Here is a 19460-nt window from a genome sequence, read left to right on the forward strand (position 1 = left end):
GATCTCTCCTTCGGGATCTGCTGGAGCTGGGTCAGCTGCGGCGGCGGACGACCAGGCGCGGGGGGAGCAGCACCTGCTCGGGCCCTGCGGAACGACCGTCGATCTGGTCGTGCAGGATCCGGACGACCGCAGCGGCGGCGTCCGGCAGGGGTTGGGCGACGCTGGACAGGCCCAGCGCCGCGGCGACGGGGGTGTCGTCGAAACCGACGACGTCGAGGGGCGCCCCCGCGCGCAGGGCGGCCCCGTGCGCTCCGAGGGCCAGGGTGTCGCTGGCGCAGACGACGGCCGTGACGTCCGGCAGCACAGCCGCGAAGGTGGCCCGGGCGGCGGGGACGTCGTCGACGCACTCGACCTCCGGACCCGCGTGGTCCCCGGCCGCCTCCCGCCACCCGCGGCGGCGGTCGTCGCCGACCCCCGAGCCGGCGGGCCAGCCGAGGAAGGCGATGCGCTCGTGGCCGGCGGCCAGGAGGTGTTCGGTCGCGGCCCGGGTGCCGGCCGCGCCGTCGACGTCGACCCACGCGTGCGGGGTGCCCGCGTCCTCCCAGGGGCGGCCGAACGTCACGAAGGGGACGCCCTGGTCGGCGAGCCAGCGGGTGCGCGGGTCGCCGGGGGCGGTGCCGGACAGGACGAACCCGTCGAGGTCGGTCGTGCGCAGGAGGTCGGCGTAGGCGAGCGTCTCGGCGGTGTCGTCGCGGGCGGTGAAGAGGGACACGCGGTAGCCCTGCTGCTGCGCGTGCTCGGTGAGGGCGTGCAGGAAGCGGTCGAGGACGGCACCGCTGATGCCGTTGCCCTCCGGGGCGAGCCGGTAGCCGAAGCTGCCGGACCGGCCTGTGCGCAGCTGGCGCGCTGCGACGGAGGGCACGTAGTGCTGGGCCTCGATCGCGGCCCGGACGCGCGCGGCGGTCTCCGGTTGCACCCTGTCGGGGGCGTTGAGGACGTTGCTCACCGTTTGGCGGGAGACGCCGGCGGCCTGCGCGACGCTGCTGAGCGTCGCTCTCCGCGTCGTCATCGTCGCCTCCGTTTGATCGTGCAAACCTGGTGAACGCGTCCACGGTGACGCCGTTGCGGCGAGCTGTCAACCGGTGGTTTGATCGTTCACATGGTCGACGAAGCCCCCCGTGACGTCTCCCCGTGGTTGTCCGACCTCGTCTGCGCCGTCAGCGCACCCACCCAGTGGTGGTGCGCCCCCGACGGTGGCGTCGGGAACGGCATCGAGGGGGTGTGGCACGGCGACGTCCGGGTCCTGTCCTCGGCTCGCCTGACCCTGGGCGGCGACGCCGTGACGACCATGCGCACCGCCCCCGACGGCGCCGCCGGCATCCTCACCACGGGTGTCGCCCGCCACCTCAACGACGCCTTCCCCGACGCCACGGTCCGCGTCGACCGCCGGCGCCGCGTCGCCCCGGGCCGCGCGCGCGAGGAGGTCACCGTGACCTCCACCGCGCCCCTGCGGGCGCGGCTGGAGGTCCGGCTGGGCAGCGACCTCGGCCCCATGGACGTCGTCCGCGCCGGACGCCCCACCTCGCCCGTGGCCCCGACGGGTTCCGGTTGGGCACGCGGTGACGTGCACGTCGACGTCGAAGGGACGGGTTCCGTCGCGGTCGACGGCGACGACCTCGTCCTGGCGTGGGACGTCGACCTGCCCGGTCGCGGCTCCTGGCACGGTTCGTGGGAACTGCGGGCGCAGGACGCAGCGGCGGTCGTCGTCGCCCCGCCCGCCCCCGCCGGCTGGACCGAGCGCGTCGAGGTCGCGTCCGCGGACGTCCGGCTCGTGCGGTGGGTGCAGCGGGCGCTCGCCGACCTGGAGGGGTTGCGGATGGCCCACGCCGACCGTCCCGACGACGTGTTCGTCGCGGCCGGCGCGCCCTGGTACCTGACGCTCTTCGGTCGCGACACGTTGTGGACCGCGCGACTGCTGCTGCCCCTCGGCTGGGAGCTCGCCGCCTCGACCCTGCGGGTGCTCGCCCACTTCCAGGGCGTGCGGAACGACCCGCAGACCGCCGAGCAACCCGGGAAAATCCTCCACGAGGTCCGGCCCGCGACGGCCGACCACGGTGCGATGTCGTTGCCGCCCGTGTACTTCGGGACCGTCGACGCGACCTCGCTGTGGATCTGCCTGCTGCACGAGGCGTGGCAGCGGGGGATGGCGGACGACCAGGTCGCCGAGCTGCTGCCGCACCTCGAGGCCGCGCTCGGCTGGCAACTCGCGTTCGGCGAGGACTTCCTGCACTACGTCGACGAGACCGGGCACGGGCTGGCCAACCAGGGGTGGAAGGACAGCCACGACTCGGTGCAGTGGCACGACGGTTCGCTCGCCGACGCTCCCATCGCGTTGTGCGAGGTGCAGGCGTACGCGTACCAGGCGGCCGTCGCCGGCGCGGAACTGCTCGAGCACTTCGGCCGCGACGGTTCCGTCCACCGGGAGTGGGCCGCCGGGCTGCGAACGCGGTTCCGCGAGCAGTTCTGGGTGGGGCGCGAGGACGGGCTGACGCCGGACAGCTACCCCGCCATCGCCCTCGACGGGCTCGGTCGTGCCGTCGACTCACTGACGTCGAACATCGGCCACCTGCTCGGGACGGGGCTGCTCGACGACGACGAGGCGGCGGTCGTCGCCGCGCACCTCGCGTCCCCCGGGTTGGCCGGGGGGTTCGGGCTGCGGACGTTGTCGAGCCGCGAGGTGGGGTTCTCCCCGCTCAGCTACCACGGCGGGTCGGTGTGGGCCCACGACACGGCCATCGCGATCACGGGCCTCGTGCGGAACGGGTTCGCCGAGCAGGCGGCACCGCTCGTCGACGGGCTGCTCGCCGCCGCCGAGGCGTTCGACTACCGGATCCCCGAACTGCACGCCGGGGACGCGCGGGCCGACGTGCCGGTGCCTGTGCCCTACCCCGCGTCGTGCCGGCCGCAGGCCTGGTCGTCGGCGGCCGCGGTGGCCGTTGCGGCGGTGGGGCTTCCGGGAGCGTTGCTCACGGTCCGCTGACGCGTTCGAACTCGTCGAACACGCGCGGGCGCGGGTGTCGTGTCGGACCCGTCTGCCATGGTCTCCCCGTTCCACAGCGAGGAGAGACCCATGACAGCGCTCGACCCCACCCCGCCGCTCTCCCGAGCGGTCGCACGGAGGTACCGTCACCGGTACGCCGTGCTGGACGTCGAGACGACGGGGCTGCGCCCCGAGGCCGGCGACCGGGTCGTGCAGGTCGCCGTCACCTTGCTCGACGCCCGCGGTGTCGTCGAACGGTCCTGGTCCACCCTCGTCGATCCGCAGCGCGACCCCGGTCCCGTGGACGTCCACGGCATCACCCGCGAACGCCTCGTCGGCGCACCCCGGTTCGCCGAGGTCGCCCCCACCGTCGCCGAACTCCTCACGGGTCGCGTGTTCGTCGCCCACAACGCGGGGTTCGACTGGAAGTTCCTGCGGTCGGAGATGTCCGCCGCCGGGGTTCCGCTGCCGAGCCGCCAACGACTCTGCACGTGGCGCCTGGCGAAGCAGCTCGACCTGCCCGTCGAGAACCTCAAGCTCTCGACCCTGGCCGCGCACTGGGGGATCGAGCAGGTGCGCGCGCACGACGCCGTCGACGACACGCGGGTGCTGGTCGAGGTGCTGCGGGAGGAACTCGCCGCTGCTCAGCGGGGGAGGGTGCGGTTGCCGTTGTGGCGGGCCGGCCGGCGCGGAGTCCTCGCGCGCCTCGTCAGCCGGTGGGGGCGAAGGGTGCGGCGAGTCCTGCCAGGAGTCCTCCCGCGAGGCGCGTGAGGATCATCGCGCTCACGAAGAGCACCACGAGCGCGAACGCCAGGCCGGCGAGCTCCCGAGAGGTGAACCGCCGGGGTCGTGGCGGCGGGCGGAGCGGAACCCGCCGGCGTGCGGGTGGTTCGCGGCGCGCCGGTGTCGCCACCTCGACCGCGGCGGTCGTGGTGAGGGCAGGGCTGCGCGGGCCGTCCAGCTGCGCCCGCAGCAGGTGCGTGAGCCGGTCGACGTCGTCCGAAGTCAGCGTCGCGTCCAGCGACCGGAGGTGGTGCACGAGGTACGCGCGTCCCACGACGGGGACGCCGGACCGGGTGCGGGTGGGCCGGACCGGCTGGTCGACGAGGCACAGCAGCCCGCGCGTGGACGCCCGGTGCTCGGGTGGCAGGAGCGCGGCCACGGCGGCCGTCGCCCGTGCGACCCCCTCGAGTTCCCGGTCGCGCCGGTAGCCGTTCTGCCGCAGGTGCCCGTCGCTGATCCGCACCGTCCCGGACCACTTCTTCGCGTCGACCACCACGACACCTCCTGGGCCGACGGCCACGTGGTCGAGGTTCGCGGAGCGCCGACCGGGCCAGTGGAGGTCGTGCAGGAGGTGCCAGCCGTGTGTCTCGAGTTCCCCGAGGGCCTGGGCGACGAGCCGCTCACCTTCCGCTCCCGACGCCCAGGCGTGGTGCGACCGTTCTGCCGCCGCCAGTCGTTTCCGCAGCTCCGCCGCGGTCAGGTCGCGTCGCAACCGCTCGACCCGTTCGCCCGCGCGTCGTGCCTGCCTCTCCGCCCCACCGCCCGCTTCGCCCACACCACGTCTTTCGGCACGTGGTCCCGTGTGAGCTGAGGAAGATCACCCGGGTGGGCGTGCCGCATGGGCGTACGCCTCACCAGGCGACGTGACCGTCGAAGAAGTCGTAGAGGCCCGGCGCCCGCCACAGCGGGGAGCCCGCGGTTGCCGCCCGGTACAACCCCGTCGCTGCGCCCCGCACCCGATCGGTGTCGACGGGCCAGCGCAGCGGTGCAGCGAGGGTCTGCAGGTCCGCCTCCGGTCGGGCCAGCAGGTCATGGACGTGCTGGACGGCGGGCAACGTCGCGAGCTTGTCGCCGTTGCAGCGCGGGTCGACGGCCACGAGGTTGCGCACCCCGTCGAGCGGGACGCGCGACCACGGCAGGACGTGGTCCACGTGGATGCGGGTCCCGAGCCGTTGGTCGCAGTAGAAGCAGCGGTTCTCCTGGAACTCCCGCAGTCCCGGTGCCAGCCGAGCGACGGCCGCCCGGTCGGCGCCGAACAGGAACGCGTGCAGGTCCGGGACGTCGAGTTCGGCGGCGTTGTGGCGCTGGACGTCATCGACCCACCACTGCTGGACGACGGGTTGCAGGAGCGGGGAGACACGGGCCAGGGCGGTGGGGACGCCGGAGAAGAGATCCACGCACCAGTTGTGCTGCGCCAGCGCCGACCGCGACACGTCGTCGTGCAGCCAGGAGTCGTCGTAGAGGAACGGGACTCCGGGATCCCGGCCGCCGGTCTTCTGCAGCCGGAACACCGGTTGCCGGGCGAGCGTGAGGGCGATGCGATCGACGTCCGCGGACCACCGCCGGGGGTCGGCGAGCCGCATCTGGGCCGGGGTCCACGCCTGCCTCGCCTGGGCGTCGTGCTGCAGGTCGCGGACCGTCGAGAGGATCGTCACGGCTCCCGCGCGGGTGTGCTGGACCTGCTGCAGGACCCCGTGCTCGCCGAAGACCCTGACCTGCGGCCAGTACGCCTCCACGACCCGTTCGGCGAGTGCCGGGATCGGCACCCGCAACGGCTCGCCATCACCGACCGGGTTCTCGAGGCAGTGCTGCAGGAGGGCGTCCAACGTGGCCAGTTTGTAGGTCGAGACTCGCCGGCCCGTCGCCAGCAGTTGTGCGAGGCGGGCACCGAGGTCCAGTGCGTCCACTACGTCCGCCGCGAGAACTCGTCCAGCGCGACGGTGAACGAGGAGTTGTGCTCTCTGAGGTGCGGCCACACGCATGCGACCCGGTCCGTCGCCTCCCGCGCCGACAACCCCTCCTCGCGCACCAGCCACGCCCGCAGGACGAGGCCGGTGCGGGAGGCGCCGCCGTGGCAGTGGACGAGGACGCGCTTGCCGTCCGCCCGCAGCGCCGCGATGTCCTCCAGGACGTCGTCGAGGACGGTGACGATCTCGGTGTTCGTGTCGTCGTCGGTGAGGTACACCATGCGCTGCACGTCGTGACCGAAGCGTCCGCCCGTGCGGCACAGGGAGACGACGGCGAAGTCGCGGTCGCTGCCCCGCGCGCCTTCGAGGTCGGAGGCCCACACGCCGTCGGCGACCTCGGTGGGTTCCAGGCCGCGGCTCCGGGGGGGTTCGTAGAGGCCCTCGACGCGGCCGTCGAGCTGCAGGGCGAGGCGTTGAAGGTCGCGTAGTTCCCACACACGGTCGCCGAACCCCGGGATGCGGCCGTGCACGACGGACGTCCAGCGGACCGGGATGCCGGTGATGCCCGCCCGCGCCCCGGCGAGTCCGCCGGTGACGCACGCGACGGTGTCGGTGTCCCCGCCGAGGTCGACGACGAGGCGCAGCGCCTCCTCGAAGGTGCGGGAGTTCCGCAGCGCCCAGAGCGCCGAGCCGAGCGTCGGCCACACCGCGCCGTTCGCCTCCGTCGCATCGGCCGGCGTCCACGCCGGGTCGCAGACCCGCGCCCACTTCTCCCGGTGCGGCTCGGCGACGAGCGGCAGCGTCGCCGCGACCGCCGCGTCCACGTCGCGGTCCTCCAGCAGCGCGCGCAGCGCCTCGTGGAACAGGGCGCAGCCCTCCCCGGCGGCCGGGTCGCCGTGGGTGAGGGCGCTCTGCCGCCGCGCCGCGTCCATCGTCACGTCTCGCCCCGCGCCCGCGAAGAACAGGGCGGCCGGCGTCGTCCGCATGAGCGAACCGTTCCCCGCCGCCCGGTGTCCCGCGCGGACGTGCTCGGCCGCCGCCGCGTCCCACGGCAGGCCCAAGAGCAGGACCGCGGACGTCTGGACGCCGATGTCCGGTGGCCCCGCCTGCGCCCACGTGCGGAAGCGGTCGAAGACGTCCGCCCCGTCGAGCCCGCGGTGCGCGACGAGCGACTCCGCTAGCAGCAGCGCCATCTGCGTGTCGTCGGTGAACTCCCCCGGCTCCCAGCCCAGCGACCCACCCCCGCACATCTCCGTGTGCGCGCCGCGGGCGGCGGTGGGGAAGCGGGCGCTGTAGGCGTCCGGCGGGCCGAACTCGAAGGGCGCGCCGAGCGCGTCGCCGACGGCCGAGCCGACGAGGGCGCCCATCACCCGGTGCTGGCGGTCCACGGTGGCCTCCTGGTGGTCGGGGTTCGACCCTAGCCAGCCCACGTCGCGCAATGCAGGCCATGCGGGCGTCGTGCTGGGGATCGAATACGGGCGGCCATGAGGTAGCGCTGGAGTGCGCCAGAAGGCCGCGCTGAGACCCGCCGGAAGGGACATCCACGCACGCATCGCCGACACGGGGCTTCGTCCTGAGCCGGCGGCGGTATCACCACGAGGGGCATCGCGAGACGGAGCCAGGAGGCCGACGGTGACCGCGGTGGCGTCGGACGTCGGCGCCCGCACCTGAGAGTCCAAGGGCCCATCCGGTGCCCCGGCGCGACCAGCTGCCCGAGCTCAGCCGACGCCGGGAGCTCGCACCTCCGTCGAAACCGCAAGCCGGACCTCCGAGACTGTCGGCGACGCGCAACTGCTTCGGGAGGGCCTCAGGCACACCGTCGGCGACACGACGGAAGACCGGCTGGCAGGCGCCCCGGAGGCCCCGTGGTCGAACGGGCAAGCGGTCGGTAGAAGCACCACAGACGTCTGAGGGGGACTCACGCGCAGGGGCGTCCGTGCACCGAATCTATGGCGCAGCCCCCCGGGTCACGCACGCAACGCGGCGCCGCACGAACGATTGCGGGCTGAAGGGCGACCGAGGAGATCCGCCCGGGAGCGGTGCCTCGGGGCGGCACGTCCTGTGCGGCAACGGATCCGCCCTTGCACGACGGCGCGATTTGGCCCGGAGCGTGGTTGCCGCGTACTGTTCTTCATGTCGCCCCGAGCGGGGCGGAAAACCTGGAGCTTCTGGCTTAGGGTGATCCGCGTCTGGGACGGGTGGCGCCGGAAGCTCCTTGAGCGGGGCTGGGTTGAGGTTTAGCCTGGTTGTCGGTTAAGGTGGGAAAGTTGCCCCTCTTCCGCTGGCCCTGATGTTTCGGGGTTTGTCGGGGTGGGTGCGTCCGGTTCTTGAGAACTCAACAGTGCGCTAGAAATATGTTGATGCCATATGTATCAACCCCCAATCATCGCTGGGCCTGTGTGTCTGGTGGTGGGGGATTCCTTTGGGATCTATCCCTGGTCTGGCTTGCCAGCTCGGATCAGGGTTTTGGAGTCCAAGGGTCAACTATGAAGTGAAATGATCTAGGTGCTTCGGCATCGAGGTTTTTCGACGGAGAGTTTGATCCTGGCTCAGGACGAACGCTGGCGGCGTGCTTAACACATGCAAGTCGAACGGTGAAGCCCTTCGGGGTGGATCAGTGGCGAACGGGTGAGTAACACGTGAGCAACCTGCCCCTGGCTCTGGGACAACCACTGGAAACGGTGGCTAATACCGGATACGACCTGCCTCGGCATCGAGTGTGGGTGGAAAGTTTTTCGGCTGGGGATGGGCTCGCGGCCTATCAGCTTGTTGGTGGGGTGATGGCCTACCAAGGCGACGACGGGTAGCCGGCCTGAGAGGGCGACCGGCCACACTGGGACTGAGACACGGCCCAGACTCCTACGGGAGGCAGCAGTGGGGAATATTGCACAATGGGCGAAAGCCTGATGCAGCGACGCCGCGTGAGGGATGACGGCCTTCGGGTTGTAAACCTCTTTCAGCTCCGAAGAAGCGCAAGTGACGGTAGGAGCAGAAGAAGCACCGGCTAACTACGTGCCAGCAGCCGCGGTAATACGTAGGGTGCAAGCGTTGTCCGGAATTATTGGGCGTAAAGAGCTCGTAGGCGGTGTGTCGCGTCTGCTGTGAAAACTCAGGGCTCAACTCTGAGCTTGCAGTGGGTACGGGCACACTTGAGTGCTGTAGGGGAGACTGGAATTCCTGGTGTAGCGGTGAAATGCGCAGATATCAGGAGGAACACCGGTGGCGAAGGCGGGTCTCTGGGCAGTTACTGACGCTGAGGAGCGAAAGCATGGGGAGCGAACAGGATTAGATACCCTGGTAGTCCATGCCGTAAACGTTGGGCGCTAGGTGTGGGGTCCATTCCACGGATTCCGTGCCGCAGCTAACGCATTAAGCGCCCCGCCTGGGGAGTACGGCCGCAAGGCTAAAACTCAAAGGAATTGACGGGGGCCCGCACAAGCGGCGGAGCATGCGGATTAATTCGATGCAACGCGAAGAACCTTACCAAGGCTTGACATGCGCGGTGGAATCCCAGAGATGGGGTGTCATTTAGTTGGTCGCGTACAGGTGGTGCATGGTTGTCGTCAGCTCGTGTCGTGAGATGTTGGGTTAAGTCCCGCAACGAGCGCAACCCTCGTTCCATGTTGCCAGCACGTAGTGGTGGGGACTCATGGGAGACTGCCGGGGTCAACTCGGAGGAAGGTGGGGATGACGTCAAATCATCATGCCCCTTATGTCTTGGGCTTCACGCATGCTACAATGGCCAGTACAGAGGGCTGCGATACCGTGAGGTGGAGCGAATCCCAAAAAGCTGGTCTCAGTTCGGATCGGGGTCTGCAACTCGACCCCGTGAAGTCGGAGTCGCTAGTAATCGCAGATCAGCAACGCTGCGGTGAATACGTTCCCGGGCCTTGTACACACCGCCCGTCACGTCATGAAAGTCGGTAACACCCGAAGCCGGTGGCCCAACCCGTTAGGGGGGGAGCTGTCGAAGGTGGGACTGGCGATTGGGACGAAGTCGTAACAAGGTAGCCGTACCGGAAGGTGCGGCTGGATCACCTCCTTTCTAAGGAGCATCAACCACATCCCGTTGAGCCTGACCGGTCGTCGTGCCGGTGCTGGTGGGGTGTGGATGGACCAGTTTCTGCCGGCGTATGTTCGGCGGCTGGTGCTCGAGGGTGGAACATCAACATGGCATCAGGAGTCACGCACTCCTCTCAGTACCTCAGGACCTGGTCTTGGGTGGAACGGAGTGGTGGGTGAGGGTGGGTGTCTGGCGCACTGTTGGGTCCTGAGGAACCGGCCTTGCTGGTTGCGTGAGCGACTGGTGTGGTGGTCGAGCCTCGAGGTCTGGGCTCTGCCTGATTCACATACCGCTGAGTGTTCTTCGGGACAGTCTGGTCTGGTGTGGGTTGTTGTGGGTGGGGTGTCGGGTTGTCTGTTGAGAACTGCACAGTGGACGCGAACATCTTTGTAGTGGTGTTCGTCGAGTAGATCCTCTAAGCATCATGTCGTTGAGGTTCTGGTCGTTGCTTTCCATCTTTCGGGGTGGGGGTGGTGGCCGGGGTTTTGGTGGTGTGGTGTGTCTTTGTGGTTCGTTTATGTTTGTTGCACGCGTTGTGCACTCGCACTGGTTGCTGCTGTGCCGGTCAGACTGTTCTGGTCTGCTGGTTGTGGTGGTGGGTGGTGTGTGGTGGGCAAGTGTGTAAGGGCGCATGGTGGATGCCTTGGCATCAGGAGCCGATGAAGGACGTGGGAGCCTGCGTTAAGCCTCGGGGAGTTGGCAACCGAACGTTGATCCGAGGGTGTCCGAATGGGGGAACCCGGCCGTCGTCATGGGCGGTCACCCGCACCTGAATGTATAGGGTGTGTGGAGGGAACGTGGGGAAGTGAAACATCTCAGTACCCACAGGAAGAGAAAACAACATGTGATTCCGTGAGTAGTGGCGAGCGAAAGCGGATGAGGCTAAACCTGCATCGTGTGATACCTGGTAGGGGTTGCGGTGTGGGGGTTGTGGGAGTGTTCTGGACTGGGCTACCACTCGGTCGGGGAGTGAGAAAGTCGTGGTGTAGCCGAAGGGCCTGGGATGGTCCGGCGTAGTGGGTGAGACCCCCGTAGGTGAAACATTGCGGCCTCCTTGGGAGCATGTCCCGAGTAGCACGGGGCTCGTGGAATCTCGTGTGAATCTGCCAGGACCACCTGGTAAGCCTAAATACTTCCTGATGACCGATAGCGGACAAGTACCGTGAGGGAATGGTGAAAAGCACCCCGGGAGGGGAGTGAAATAGTACCTGAAACCGTGTGCCTACAATCCGTCGGAGCTGGAGTTTACTCTGGTGACGGCGTGCCTTTTGAAGAATGAGCCTGCGAGTTAGTGGTGCGTGGCGAGGTTAACCCGTGGGGGGTAGCCGTAGCGAAAGCGAGTCCGAACAGGGCGTTCATAGTCGCGTGCTCTAGACCCGAAGCGGAGTGATCTACCCATGGCCAGGTTGAAGCGTGGGTAAGACCGCGTGGAGGACCGAACCCACCAGGGTTGAAAACCTGGGGGATGAGCTGTGGGTAGGGGTGAAAGGCCAATCAAACTCCGTGATAGCTGGTTCTCCCCGAAATGCATTTAGGTGCAGCGTCGCGTGTTTCTTGCTGGAGGTAGAGCTACTGGATGGCCGATGGGCCCCACCGGGTTACTGACGTCAGCCAAACTCCGAATGCCGGTAAGTGAGAGCGTGGCAGTGAGACTGCGGGGGATAAGCTTCGTAGTCGAGAGGGAAACAGCCCAGATCATCAGCTAAGGCCCCTAAGCGTGTGCTAAGTGGGAAAGGATGTGGAGTTGCGCAGACAACCAGGAGGTTGGCTTAGAAGCAGCCACCCTTGAAAGAGTGCGTAATAGCTCACTGGTCAAGTGATTCCGCGCCGACAATGTAGCGGGGCTCAAGTACACCGCCGAAGCTGTGGCATTCACATATTAACCCCACCGACAACCTGTCTGTTCTTCGGAGCGGGTGGGCACCGTTGGTGCAGGTGTGTGGATGGGTAGGGGAGCGTCGTGTGTGGGGTGAAGCCGCCTGGTGATGGTGTGGTGGACTGCACGCGAGTGAGAATGCAGGCATGAGTAGCGAATGACGGGTGAGAACCCCGTCCGCCGATTGACCAAGGGTTCCAGGGCCAGGTTCATCCGCCCTGGGTAAGTCGGGACCTAAGGCGAGGCCGACAGGCGTAGTCGATGGACAACGGGTTGATATTCCCGTACCGGTGTAGAACCGTCCATGGCGAGGCCGGGGATGCTGAGCACCCAAAGCCGCACATCACCTTCGGGTGGGTGTTGGTGGAGCGTGCGACCCGATCCGGTAGTAGTCAAGCGTGTTAACAGGGGTGACGCAGGAGGGTAGCTTCCGCGTGGCGATGGTTGTCCACGTCCAAGGGTGTAGGGCGTGCTGTTGGCAAATCCGCAGCACTTGCTTTGATGCTGAGCCTGAGACCTGATGGTGACCCCGTTGGGGGGAAGTAGGGTGATCCCATGCTGCCTAGAAAAGCCTCGGCGCGAGGTTCGAGCCGCCCGTACCCTAAACCGACTCAGGTGGTCAGGTAGAGAATACCGAGGCGTGCGAGTGAATCGTGGTTAAGGAACTCGGCAAAATGCCCCCGTAACTTCGGGAGAAGGGGGGCCTGAGGCGTGAAGCTCCTTGCGGGCTAGCGTTTGAGGGCCGCAGAGACCAGGGGGAAGCGACTGTTTACTAAAAACACAGGTCCGTGCGAAGTCGCAAGACGATGTATACGGACTGACGCCTGCCCGGTGCTGGAACGTTAAGGGGACCGGTTACCCACGTAAGTGGGGACGCTGAGAACTTAAGCGCCAGTAAACGGCGGTGGTAACTATAACCATCCTAAGGTAGCGAAATTCCTTGTCGGGTAAGTTCCGACCTGCACGAATGGCGTAACGACTTCCCTGCTGTCTCAACCGCGAACTCGGCGAAATTGCACTACGAGTAAAGATGCTCGTTACGCGCAGCAGGACGGAAAGACCCCGGGACCTTCACTATAGCTTGGTATTGGTGTTCGGGACGGCTTGTGTAGGATAGGTGGGAGACTGTGAAGCTGGCACGCTAGTGTTGGTGGAGTCGTCGTTGAAATACCACTCTGGTCGTTCTGGATGTCTAACTTCGGTCCGTGATCCGGATCAGGGACAGTGCCTGGTGGGTAGTTTAACTGGGGCGGTTGCCTCCTAAAGAGTAACGGAGGCGCCCAAAGGTTCCCTCAGCCTGGTTGGCAATCAGGTGTTGAGTGTAAGTGCACAAGGGAGCTTGACTGTGAGACCGACAGGTCGAGCAGGGACGAAAGTCGGGACTAGTGATCCGGCCGTGGAGTGTGGAATCGCGGTCGCTCAACGGATAAAAGGTACCCCGGGGATAACAGGCTGATCTTGCCCAAGAGTCCATATCGACGGCATGGTTTGGCACCTCGATGTCGGCTCGTCGCATCCTGGGGCTGGAGTAGGTCCCAAGGGTTGGGCTGTTCGCCCATTAAAGCGGTACGCGAGCTGGGTTTAGAACGTCGTGAGACAGTTCGGTCCCTATCCGCTGCGCGCGTTGGAAACTTGAGAAGGGCTGTCCCTAGTACGAGAGGACCGGGACGGACGAACCTCTGGTGTGCCAGTTGTTCTGCCAAGGGCATGGCTGGTTGGCTACGTTCGGAAGGGATAACCGCTGAAGGCATCTAAGCGGGAAGCCTGCTTCGAGATGAGGTTTCCGTGCCCCTTGTGGGGTGGGAGGCTCCCTGGAGATGACGGGGTTGATAGGCCGGGTGTGGAAGCAACGACTAGCGAGTTGTGGAGCTGACCGGTACTAATAGGCCGATCACTTGTCTACTACGCACCAGCTACCACCAAGACCCCTCGTGGGGTGGCGGTGAGCGGTGTGTGCGATGAGTGCACGAGCATGAACGAACTTTGATCTACTGATCAACGATGACACTGCTGCAGTGTTTCGCGTCCATTGTGTGGTTCTCGGGAGAGAACTCGCGACCCTGGGGTGACTTGGGGTTGTGTGTTGGATCCTGGCCTTTGTGGTCCGGTGGTCATAGCGGTGGGGAAACGCCCGGTCTCATTCCGAACCCGGAAGCTAAGCCCACCAGCGCCGATGGTACTGCTCGGGAGACTGGGTGGGAGAGTAGGTCACCGCCGGCCACTCACTCTTTTGTAGTGAGAACGTGGTTGAGGGGAGTGGCACCGCTACGGTGGTGCTGCTCTCCTCTTCTGCGTTTCCGGGTCATCCGGTCGTCCGCGGTAGGTGTCGAGACAGGTCGGTGGCGCAGCCGACGTCGTGCCAGTGCTGCCAGTCGCCGACGACGATCAACCGGTCCTGAGCGCGGGTCACCGCGACGTTCAGCAGGTTGGCGTCCCCGCCACCCACTGACGAGTGCCGACGGACTTCCCGCCGAGGACGAGTACGACGAGAGGCCGCTCCTGGCCCTGGAACGTGTGCACCGTCCCCAGCTGCACGTTCTCGTGACCCTCCACGACCTTCTTGAGACCCTCGACCACATCACGGAACGGTGCGATGACGGCGACGGGGACGTCGTCGCCTGACCGTCGAACGCTGCGCAGAACGGCCTCGACGACGAGGGCGTCTGCAGGGGAGAAGTGGTTGCCGCCCGGGTGAGGGACGTCGATCCAGCGACTCTCGCCGGCGCCGAGCACTCCCTTCGCGGCAGGACGCGTCCGGCCGAACACCATCTCCCCGCCGTAGGCCATCGCGTTCGCGACGGTGAACATCGGGTCGAGGCAGCGGTTGTGCACGAGGAGAGGCGATCCGACCCACCCGCCGGGACGTGCGGTGCCGCAACGGGACACCGCGTCGGCGGACCGCTGCACCGAGCCCCGGGTGGGGGACAGCTGCGGGGGAGCAGCGTGGTGGGCCAGGAGTCGGTCGACCAGGACGTCGGGCAGCGCCACGACGGGTTCGAGCTGCTGCGGGTCGCCGACGACGAGGGCCCGCCGGCAGCGGTGCAGACCACCGATGGCTTGCGCAGGCGTCGCCTGTCCCGCCTCGTCGACCACCAGCCACCCGAGAGCCCCGGCGTTGACGCCCGAGAACAGCCGGGCCATCGACGCGAAGGTCGTCGAAACCATCGGCACGAGGAGGAAGAACGAGCGCCACACGTCGGTGGCGAGCCGGGTCGCGTCCGGTTGGCGCACCTCGCCGGACTGCAGGTGCATCCACGCCCGGAGGTTCGTCGCCATCTGTTGGCCAGCACGCCGGGCGAACTGCTCGTGCACGGCCATCGCGGCGCCGAACACCTCGGCCTGCAGGGCGTGCAGCTCGTCGTCCACCCACGCTTGGCCCGTCTCCTGCTCGTCGCGGGACCGGGACCACCAGCCCTCGTCGACGGCGGCGGGCCCCAGTTGCGCGGAAGCCTCTCGCACCCTCCCCTCGGCGTCGTCACGGGCGGTCCCGGCGGCGATGAACTCCGCCTCGAGCCGCACGTGGGAGGTGTGAGCCTCAGCGGCCGCGTCCACCAGCGACCGGAGACGGTCCTCGGCGGCGGCGGAGTCGGTCACCGCGCGCTGGAAGGCGGCTTCGGCGTCCCGGGCCGCCGTCGTCTTCCCAAGACGGGCCCAGAAGCCGGGCCGGGCGGCGCGGAGCCGGACGACGGCCTCGGCGGCGAGGCGGGCGCGGTCCTCCGCGGCGGGCACGTCGCGGCGTGCGGCAGCGGAGAGCTCGGTGGCAGCCGTGATCGCGGCCCGTGCGTTCGACCAGCGGGCGGTGGCGTCGTCGGCGTCCGCCCGGGCGACGCGCACCTCGTCCCGCGCCCGCGCCAGCCCGTCCAGGTGGGTGTCGACCGCGGCGAGGGCCGTCGCGAAGCGCTGCTGCGCCGCCCGCCAGTCCTCCGGGGACCCACCCCGCCGCAACGCCGCGAGGAGGTGCTCGCCCGGGTCGTCGGCCTTGAGGTAGCGCCCGACCACCGCGCCGAAGCGGGCGCCGAGGCTACGGCGCCCCAAGGTCGCGGCGGCGAGTCCCCAGGCGGGGGAGTCGTCGGTGAGCAGTCCAGGCCGACCGCGCCCAGAGGACGGGTCCGGGGCGGTGGCGTCGCGGAAGTACGCGACCCGGTCCTGCCAGACGTCGGCGATCTGTCCGAGCCCCGGGACTTCCTGGCTCACGTTGGCCACGGCCGCGTTGTTGGAGGACGCGACGACGACCTCGAACCCCGTCAGGCGTTCGTCGACGCGGTGGGACCGCCGGGTCCCGCCCTGCGTGAGCGGCACCGTCTGCGCCGGACCGAAGGCGGACCGCGGGTCGTCGAACGTGACCATCACCCGGGCCCGGTCGGTGACGACGGCGGCGTAGAACTCGCGGAGCAGCGTCGTCTTGCCCGTCCCCGGCGGACCGTTCACCGCGCAGACCGGGTCGTCACCGGTCAGCACGGACTGGACGGCGACCTGCTGCGAGAGCCGAGGCTTGTTGTCCCCCGGCCAGGTGGAGCGCGGCAGGGCGAGGGGGTCGAGGAGCCGCTCGCGGGCGTCGCGGCGCAGCACGTCGGCCGCACCTGCCGGGGTCGCGCCGGGACGGCCGGTGAGGAACGAGGCCGCGGCGGGGGACGTCGGGTGAGCGGCGACGTGCAGCAGGTCGTCCCGGTAGAAGCTGCGCGGCGGGGGCGAACCGGCCTGGTCCTCCGGCACCCAGCGGCCGTCGAACCGCACGTGACCAGTGCCGTCGTCGAGAGTCGCGAGGACCGCGCGGACGTGGTCGGCCGGGGAGCGGTCCGCGCCGTGCAGGACCTCCCCGAAGGCCTCGGCCATCGCCTGTTCGCGGCGTTCGACGTGGCGCAGGGCCTCCGCGGTCCCGAGGGACCCGCGGACGGCGGCCGTGAAGTCCACGAGCGGGTGGTACTGCAGGGACCCCTCGACGGGGACGCCGGCCGCGTCGACGAGGAACTCTGCGCGGTAGGTGAGGGGGCCGTCGGTGCGGGCGGGGCGCACGGACTCCGTCAGGCGCAGGTCGTCGGCGTACGCGGCGAGGAGGTCGTCCTCGACCTGCCGTCGCGCGACGCACCCCACGAGCACCGAGCAGACGAGCACCTCGCCGGCCCGGGCCGGTTGCGTCGGTCGTGGCGGCCAGACCCCGTCGAGGATCTCCGCACGCAGCCGGCCGGAGGCGCGGTACCGCGAGTCCTTGGGCACCTCGGGCATCTCGAAGCGGTCCAGGTCGGCCCATGCGAGCAGCGCCCGTCGCGCGGCGTCGTCCACCCGACGGAGAGGAGGCGTCGAGGTGGCCGCGGAAGGGATCACGCGACGACCCTGGCAGACACCCCCGACAGAGCGTCAGCCCTGCAGGTGCTCCAGCACCCGGCCCCAGTCGCCCGCGGGCAGGCTGTCGTGCTCGCGGTGCCAGGCGATCGCCGTCGCGAGCTCGGCGCGCGTCGGCACGCCCGCGGACCCGCCGAGCCGCTGCACCGACAGCGACGCCGCCAGCACCGCGAAGCCCACCGCCGTCTCCAACGACCAGCCCGCGGTCCGGCCGCCGCAGAACGCGGCGACGAAGCAGTCGCCGGCGCCGGTGGGGTCGACAGCCGTCACGCGGGGGGCGGCGACCTCGCAGCGCTCCCCGGTCGCGGCGTCGACGGCGATCGCCCCGGCGGACCCGCGCGTCACGACGACCAGCCCCGTGCGGGCGGCGAGGGCGTCGAGCGCGGCGGAGGCGTCGGAGGTGCGGGTGTAGGCGAGGGCCTCGTCCTCGTTGGGCACGAACGCGTCGAGCTCGGCGAGCCGGTCGAGGACGGCGGTGTCCCACTGCTCGGTCTCGTCCCAGCCGACGCCACCGACGACGAGCGTCCCGCCGGCGCGCAGCTCGGCGACCCAGGCGGGGATCCCCTCGGCGATCCCGACGTGGCAGGCGCCGACCGACGGCAGGGGAGCCGGGAGCGCGTCGGACAGCCACGTCGCGCGCTCCTCGTAGGTGACGAAGCTGCGGTCGGCGGCGTTCGTCAGCGCGACGGTCACGGCGGTGTGGGCGTCCGGTAGCTCGGCGAGCCACCGCAGGTCGAGGCGGTCCTCCCGGGCCAGTTCGGAGCGGATGGCCGCGCCGAACATGTCCGTCCCCGTCGCGCCGACGAGCGCGGTGCGGAACCCGAGCCGGGCGCCCGCGACGGCGCGGGTGGCCGTCCCGCCGGCCGTCACGGTGAACCCGTGGGCGAAGACCTCGGCGCCGATCGTGGGGGCGGCGACGCCGGACATCACGAGGTCGCAGAAGACGCGCCCGCCGAAGACGAGGTCGAGGTCGGACACGGGGCGGGCTCCTCGCGGACGGGTGATCGATCGTGCAGTGGATTGCGCAACAGACTAGTCAAGGATGCGCGTTCGGTCATAGTCTGCGTGCGTGAACGAGCAGCGAGGGGTGGGCGCGTGAAGCTGGCGATCCTCGGGGGTGGCGGTTTCCGCACCCCCTTCGTGTGGCAGGCGCTGTTGCGCGACCAGGGCGACCCGCGGATCACCACGGTGACCCTGCAGGACTCCGACGAGTCCCGCCTCGCGGGCATGCGCGCCGTGCTCGAGCAGCTCGCCGAGGGGTTCACCGAACCCCCGGCGCTGGAGACCACGACGAACCTCGACGTCGCGCTCGAGGGCAGCGACTTCGTGTTCTCCGCCGTCCGCATCGGCGGCCTCGCCGGCCGCTGCGCCGACGAGCGCGTCGCCCTGGACCTCGGCGTCCTGGGCCAGGAGACGACCGGCCCCGGCGGCCTCGCGTACGCGCTGCGCACCGTGCCGTTCATGGTCGACGTCGCCGAGCGCGTCAAGCGCCTCGCGCCGAGTGCGTACGTCCTGAACTTCACCAACCCCGCGGGCATCATCACCGAGGCCATGCAGGGCGTGCTGGGCGACAAGGTGCTCGGCATCTGCGACACCCCCTCCGGTCTCGGCCGCCGCGTCGCCCTGCTGCTCGGGTACGACCCCGACCACGCGCGCCTGGACTACGTCGGCCTGAACCACCTCGGCTGGCTGCGCCGCGTCGAGGTCCACGGCCGCGACGTCCTGCCCGACCTGCTCGGCGACGACGGTCTGCTGGCCCACCTCGAGGAGCAGCACGTCTTCGGCGCCCCGTGGCTCAAGACGCTCGGTGCGATCCCCAACGAGTACCTCTACTACTGGTACCGCAACGCCGAGGCCGTCGCCCGCATCCGCGAGTCCTCCCTCACCCGTGGGGAGTTCCTGCTCAAGACGCAGGGCGACTTCTTCGACCAGCTGCCCCGCTCCGGCTCCCGGGCCGCGGAGCTGTGGCGCGAGACGGTCCTGGACCGCAGCGCCAGCTACATGGCCGAGGCCAAGGGCGGCGAGCAGGGTGCGCCGGAGAACCCCGAGCCGCCGGAGACCGACCCCTCGCAGCAGGGCTACGCCGGCGTGGCGCTGGCCGTCATGGCCGCCATCAGCCGCAACGAGCCGTCGACCGCGATCCTCAACGTCCGCAACGGCGCGACGATCGCCGGGCTGCCGTCCGACGCCGTCGTCGAGGTCCCCGTGGCCGTCGACGGCTCCGGGGTCCGTCCGTTCGCGACGACCGCGCCGGACCTGCACCAGCTCGGGCTCATGCAGCAGGTGAAGGCCGTCGAGCGGCACGTCATCGCCGCGGCCCTGCACGGCGACGAGTCCGAGGCGCTCATGGCCTTCGCGACGCACCCCCTCGTGCGGTCGGTGGACATCGCCGAGAAGCTGCTCGCCGGGTACATCGACCGGATCCCCGAGGTCGCCGCCGTCTTCGGCCGGTCCTGACCCACCTGCTCGTCTCCCCCCCCGAAACGTAGAACCCCTCAACGAGGAGCCCCC

The 19460-nt window shown here is 69.0% G+C and carries 9 protein-coding genes and 3 rRNA genes; 6 read left to right on the forward strand and 6 right to left on the reverse strand.

What is annotated here, in order from left to right; translation table 11 throughout:
* Positions 1–31 precede the first annotated feature (31 nt).
* Positions 32–1009 (reverse strand): LacI family DNA-binding transcriptional regulator, encoded by a 978-nt coding sequence (locus ACFEMC_RS23230; RefSeq protein WP_380172340.1) that lies wholly within the window; start codon positions 1007–1009, stop codon positions 32–34.
* A 90-nt stretch (positions 1010–1099) separates the two neighbouring features.
* Between ACFEMC_RS23230 and ACFEMC_RS23235 the strand changes: the two genes are divergently transcribed.
* The gene (locus tag ACFEMC_RS23235) at positions 1100–2980 is read left to right on the forward strand and encodes a glycogen debranching N-terminal domain-containing protein (RefSeq protein ID WP_380172342.1); all 1881 of its coding nucleotides are present in this window, start codon (positions 1100–1102) and stop codon (positions 2978–2980) included.
* Between the two features lie 90 nt (positions 2981–3070).
* Positions 3071–3751 (forward strand): exonuclease domain-containing protein, encoded by a 681-nt coding sequence (locus tag ACFEMC_RS23240; RefSeq protein WP_380172344.1) that lies wholly within the window; start codon positions 3071–3073, stop codon positions 3749–3751.
* Here the strand turns inward: ACFEMC_RS23240 and ACFEMC_RS23245 are convergent.
* The 3 genes from ACFEMC_RS23245 to ACFEMC_RS23255 form a co-directional block, all read right to left on the reverse strand.
* On the reverse strand, positions 3690–4475 hold the full coding sequence (locus ACFEMC_RS23245; protein WP_380172347.1) for a nuclease-related domain-containing protein: 786 nt from the start codon (positions 4473–4475) through the stop codon (positions 3690–3692). The two genes, ACFEMC_RS23240 and ACFEMC_RS23245, sit on opposite strands and share 62 nt — an antisense overlap.
* A 139-nt stretch (positions 4476–4614) precedes the next feature.
* Positions 4615–5670 (reverse strand): HNH endonuclease, encoded by a 1056-nt coding sequence (locus ACFEMC_RS23250; protein ID WP_380172349.1) that lies wholly within the window; start codon positions 5668–5670, stop codon positions 4615–4617.
* Positions 5670–7058 (reverse strand): ADP-ribosylglycohydrolase family protein, encoded by a 1389-nt coding sequence (locus ACFEMC_RS23255; RefSeq protein ID WP_380172351.1) that lies wholly within the window; start codon positions 7056–7058, stop codon positions 5670–5672. The genes ACFEMC_RS23250 and ACFEMC_RS23255 overlap by 1 nt, the downstream gene beginning before the upstream one ends.
* Positions 7059–8196: 1138 nt before the next feature.
* Between ACFEMC_RS23255 and ACFEMC_RS23260 the strand changes: the two genes are divergently transcribed.
* From ACFEMC_RS23260 to rrf, 3 genes are all read left to right on the forward strand, one after another.
* Positions 8197–9715: ribosomal RNA gene (locus ACFEMC_RS23260) — 16S ribosomal RNA — on the forward strand.
* 629 nt (positions 9716–10344) lie between these two features.
* Positions 10345–13512 (forward strand): 23S ribosomal RNA (locus ACFEMC_RS23265).
* A gap of 200 nt (positions 13513–13712) precedes the next feature.
* Positions 13713–13829 (forward strand): 5S ribosomal RNA (gene rrf / locus ACFEMC_RS23270).
* Together the 16S, 23S and 5S rRNA genes form the textbook arrangement of a ribosomal RNA operon.
* Before the next feature lie 198 nt (positions 13830–14027).
* Here rrf and ACFEMC_RS23275 read toward each other — a convergent pair.
* Together ACFEMC_RS23275 and ACFEMC_RS23280 are read right to left on the reverse strand one after the other, a co-directional pair.
* Positions 14028–16889 carry a DEAD/DEAH box helicase gene (locus ACFEMC_RS23275; RefSeq protein ID WP_380172353.1) on the reverse strand — a complete coding sequence of 954 codons (2862 nt, stop codon included), beginning with the start codon at positions 16887–16889 and terminating at the stop codon, positions 14028–14030.
* A gap of 75 nt (positions 16890–16964) precedes the next feature.
* A complete protein-coding gene (locus ACFEMC_RS23280) occupies positions 16965–17927 on the reverse strand; it encodes a carbohydrate kinase family protein (protein WP_380172355.1) in 963 nt (320 codons plus the stop codon).
* A gap of 117 nt (positions 17928–18044) precedes the next feature.
* Between ACFEMC_RS23280 and ACFEMC_RS23285 the strand changes: the two genes are divergently transcribed.
* A complete protein-coding gene (locus ACFEMC_RS23285; RefSeq protein WP_380172357.1) occupies positions 18045–19406 on the forward strand; it encodes a 6-phospho-beta-glucosidase in 1362 nt (453 codons plus the stop codon).
* The last annotated feature ends 54 nt before the right edge of the window (positions 19407–19460 follow it).

It is taken from the genome of Kineococcus sp. DHX-1 (assembly GCF_042473625.1).
GTDB lineage: Bacteria > Actinomycetota > Actinomycetes > Actinomycetales > Kineococcaceae > Kineococcus.

Coding starts and splice junctions, on each gene's coding strand:
- ACFEMC_RS23230 (WP_380172340.1), bottom strand. CDS start 1,009: ATGACGACGCGGAGAGCGACGCTCAGCAGCGTCGCGCAGGCCGCCGGC.
- ACFEMC_RS23235 (WP_380172342.1), top strand. CDS start 1,100: ATGGTCGACGAAGCCCCCCGTGACGTCTCCCCGTGGTTGTCCGACCTC.
- ACFEMC_RS23240 (WP_380172344.1), top strand. CDS start 3,071: ATGACAGCGCTCGACCCCACCCCGCCGCTCTCCCGAGCGGTCGCACGG.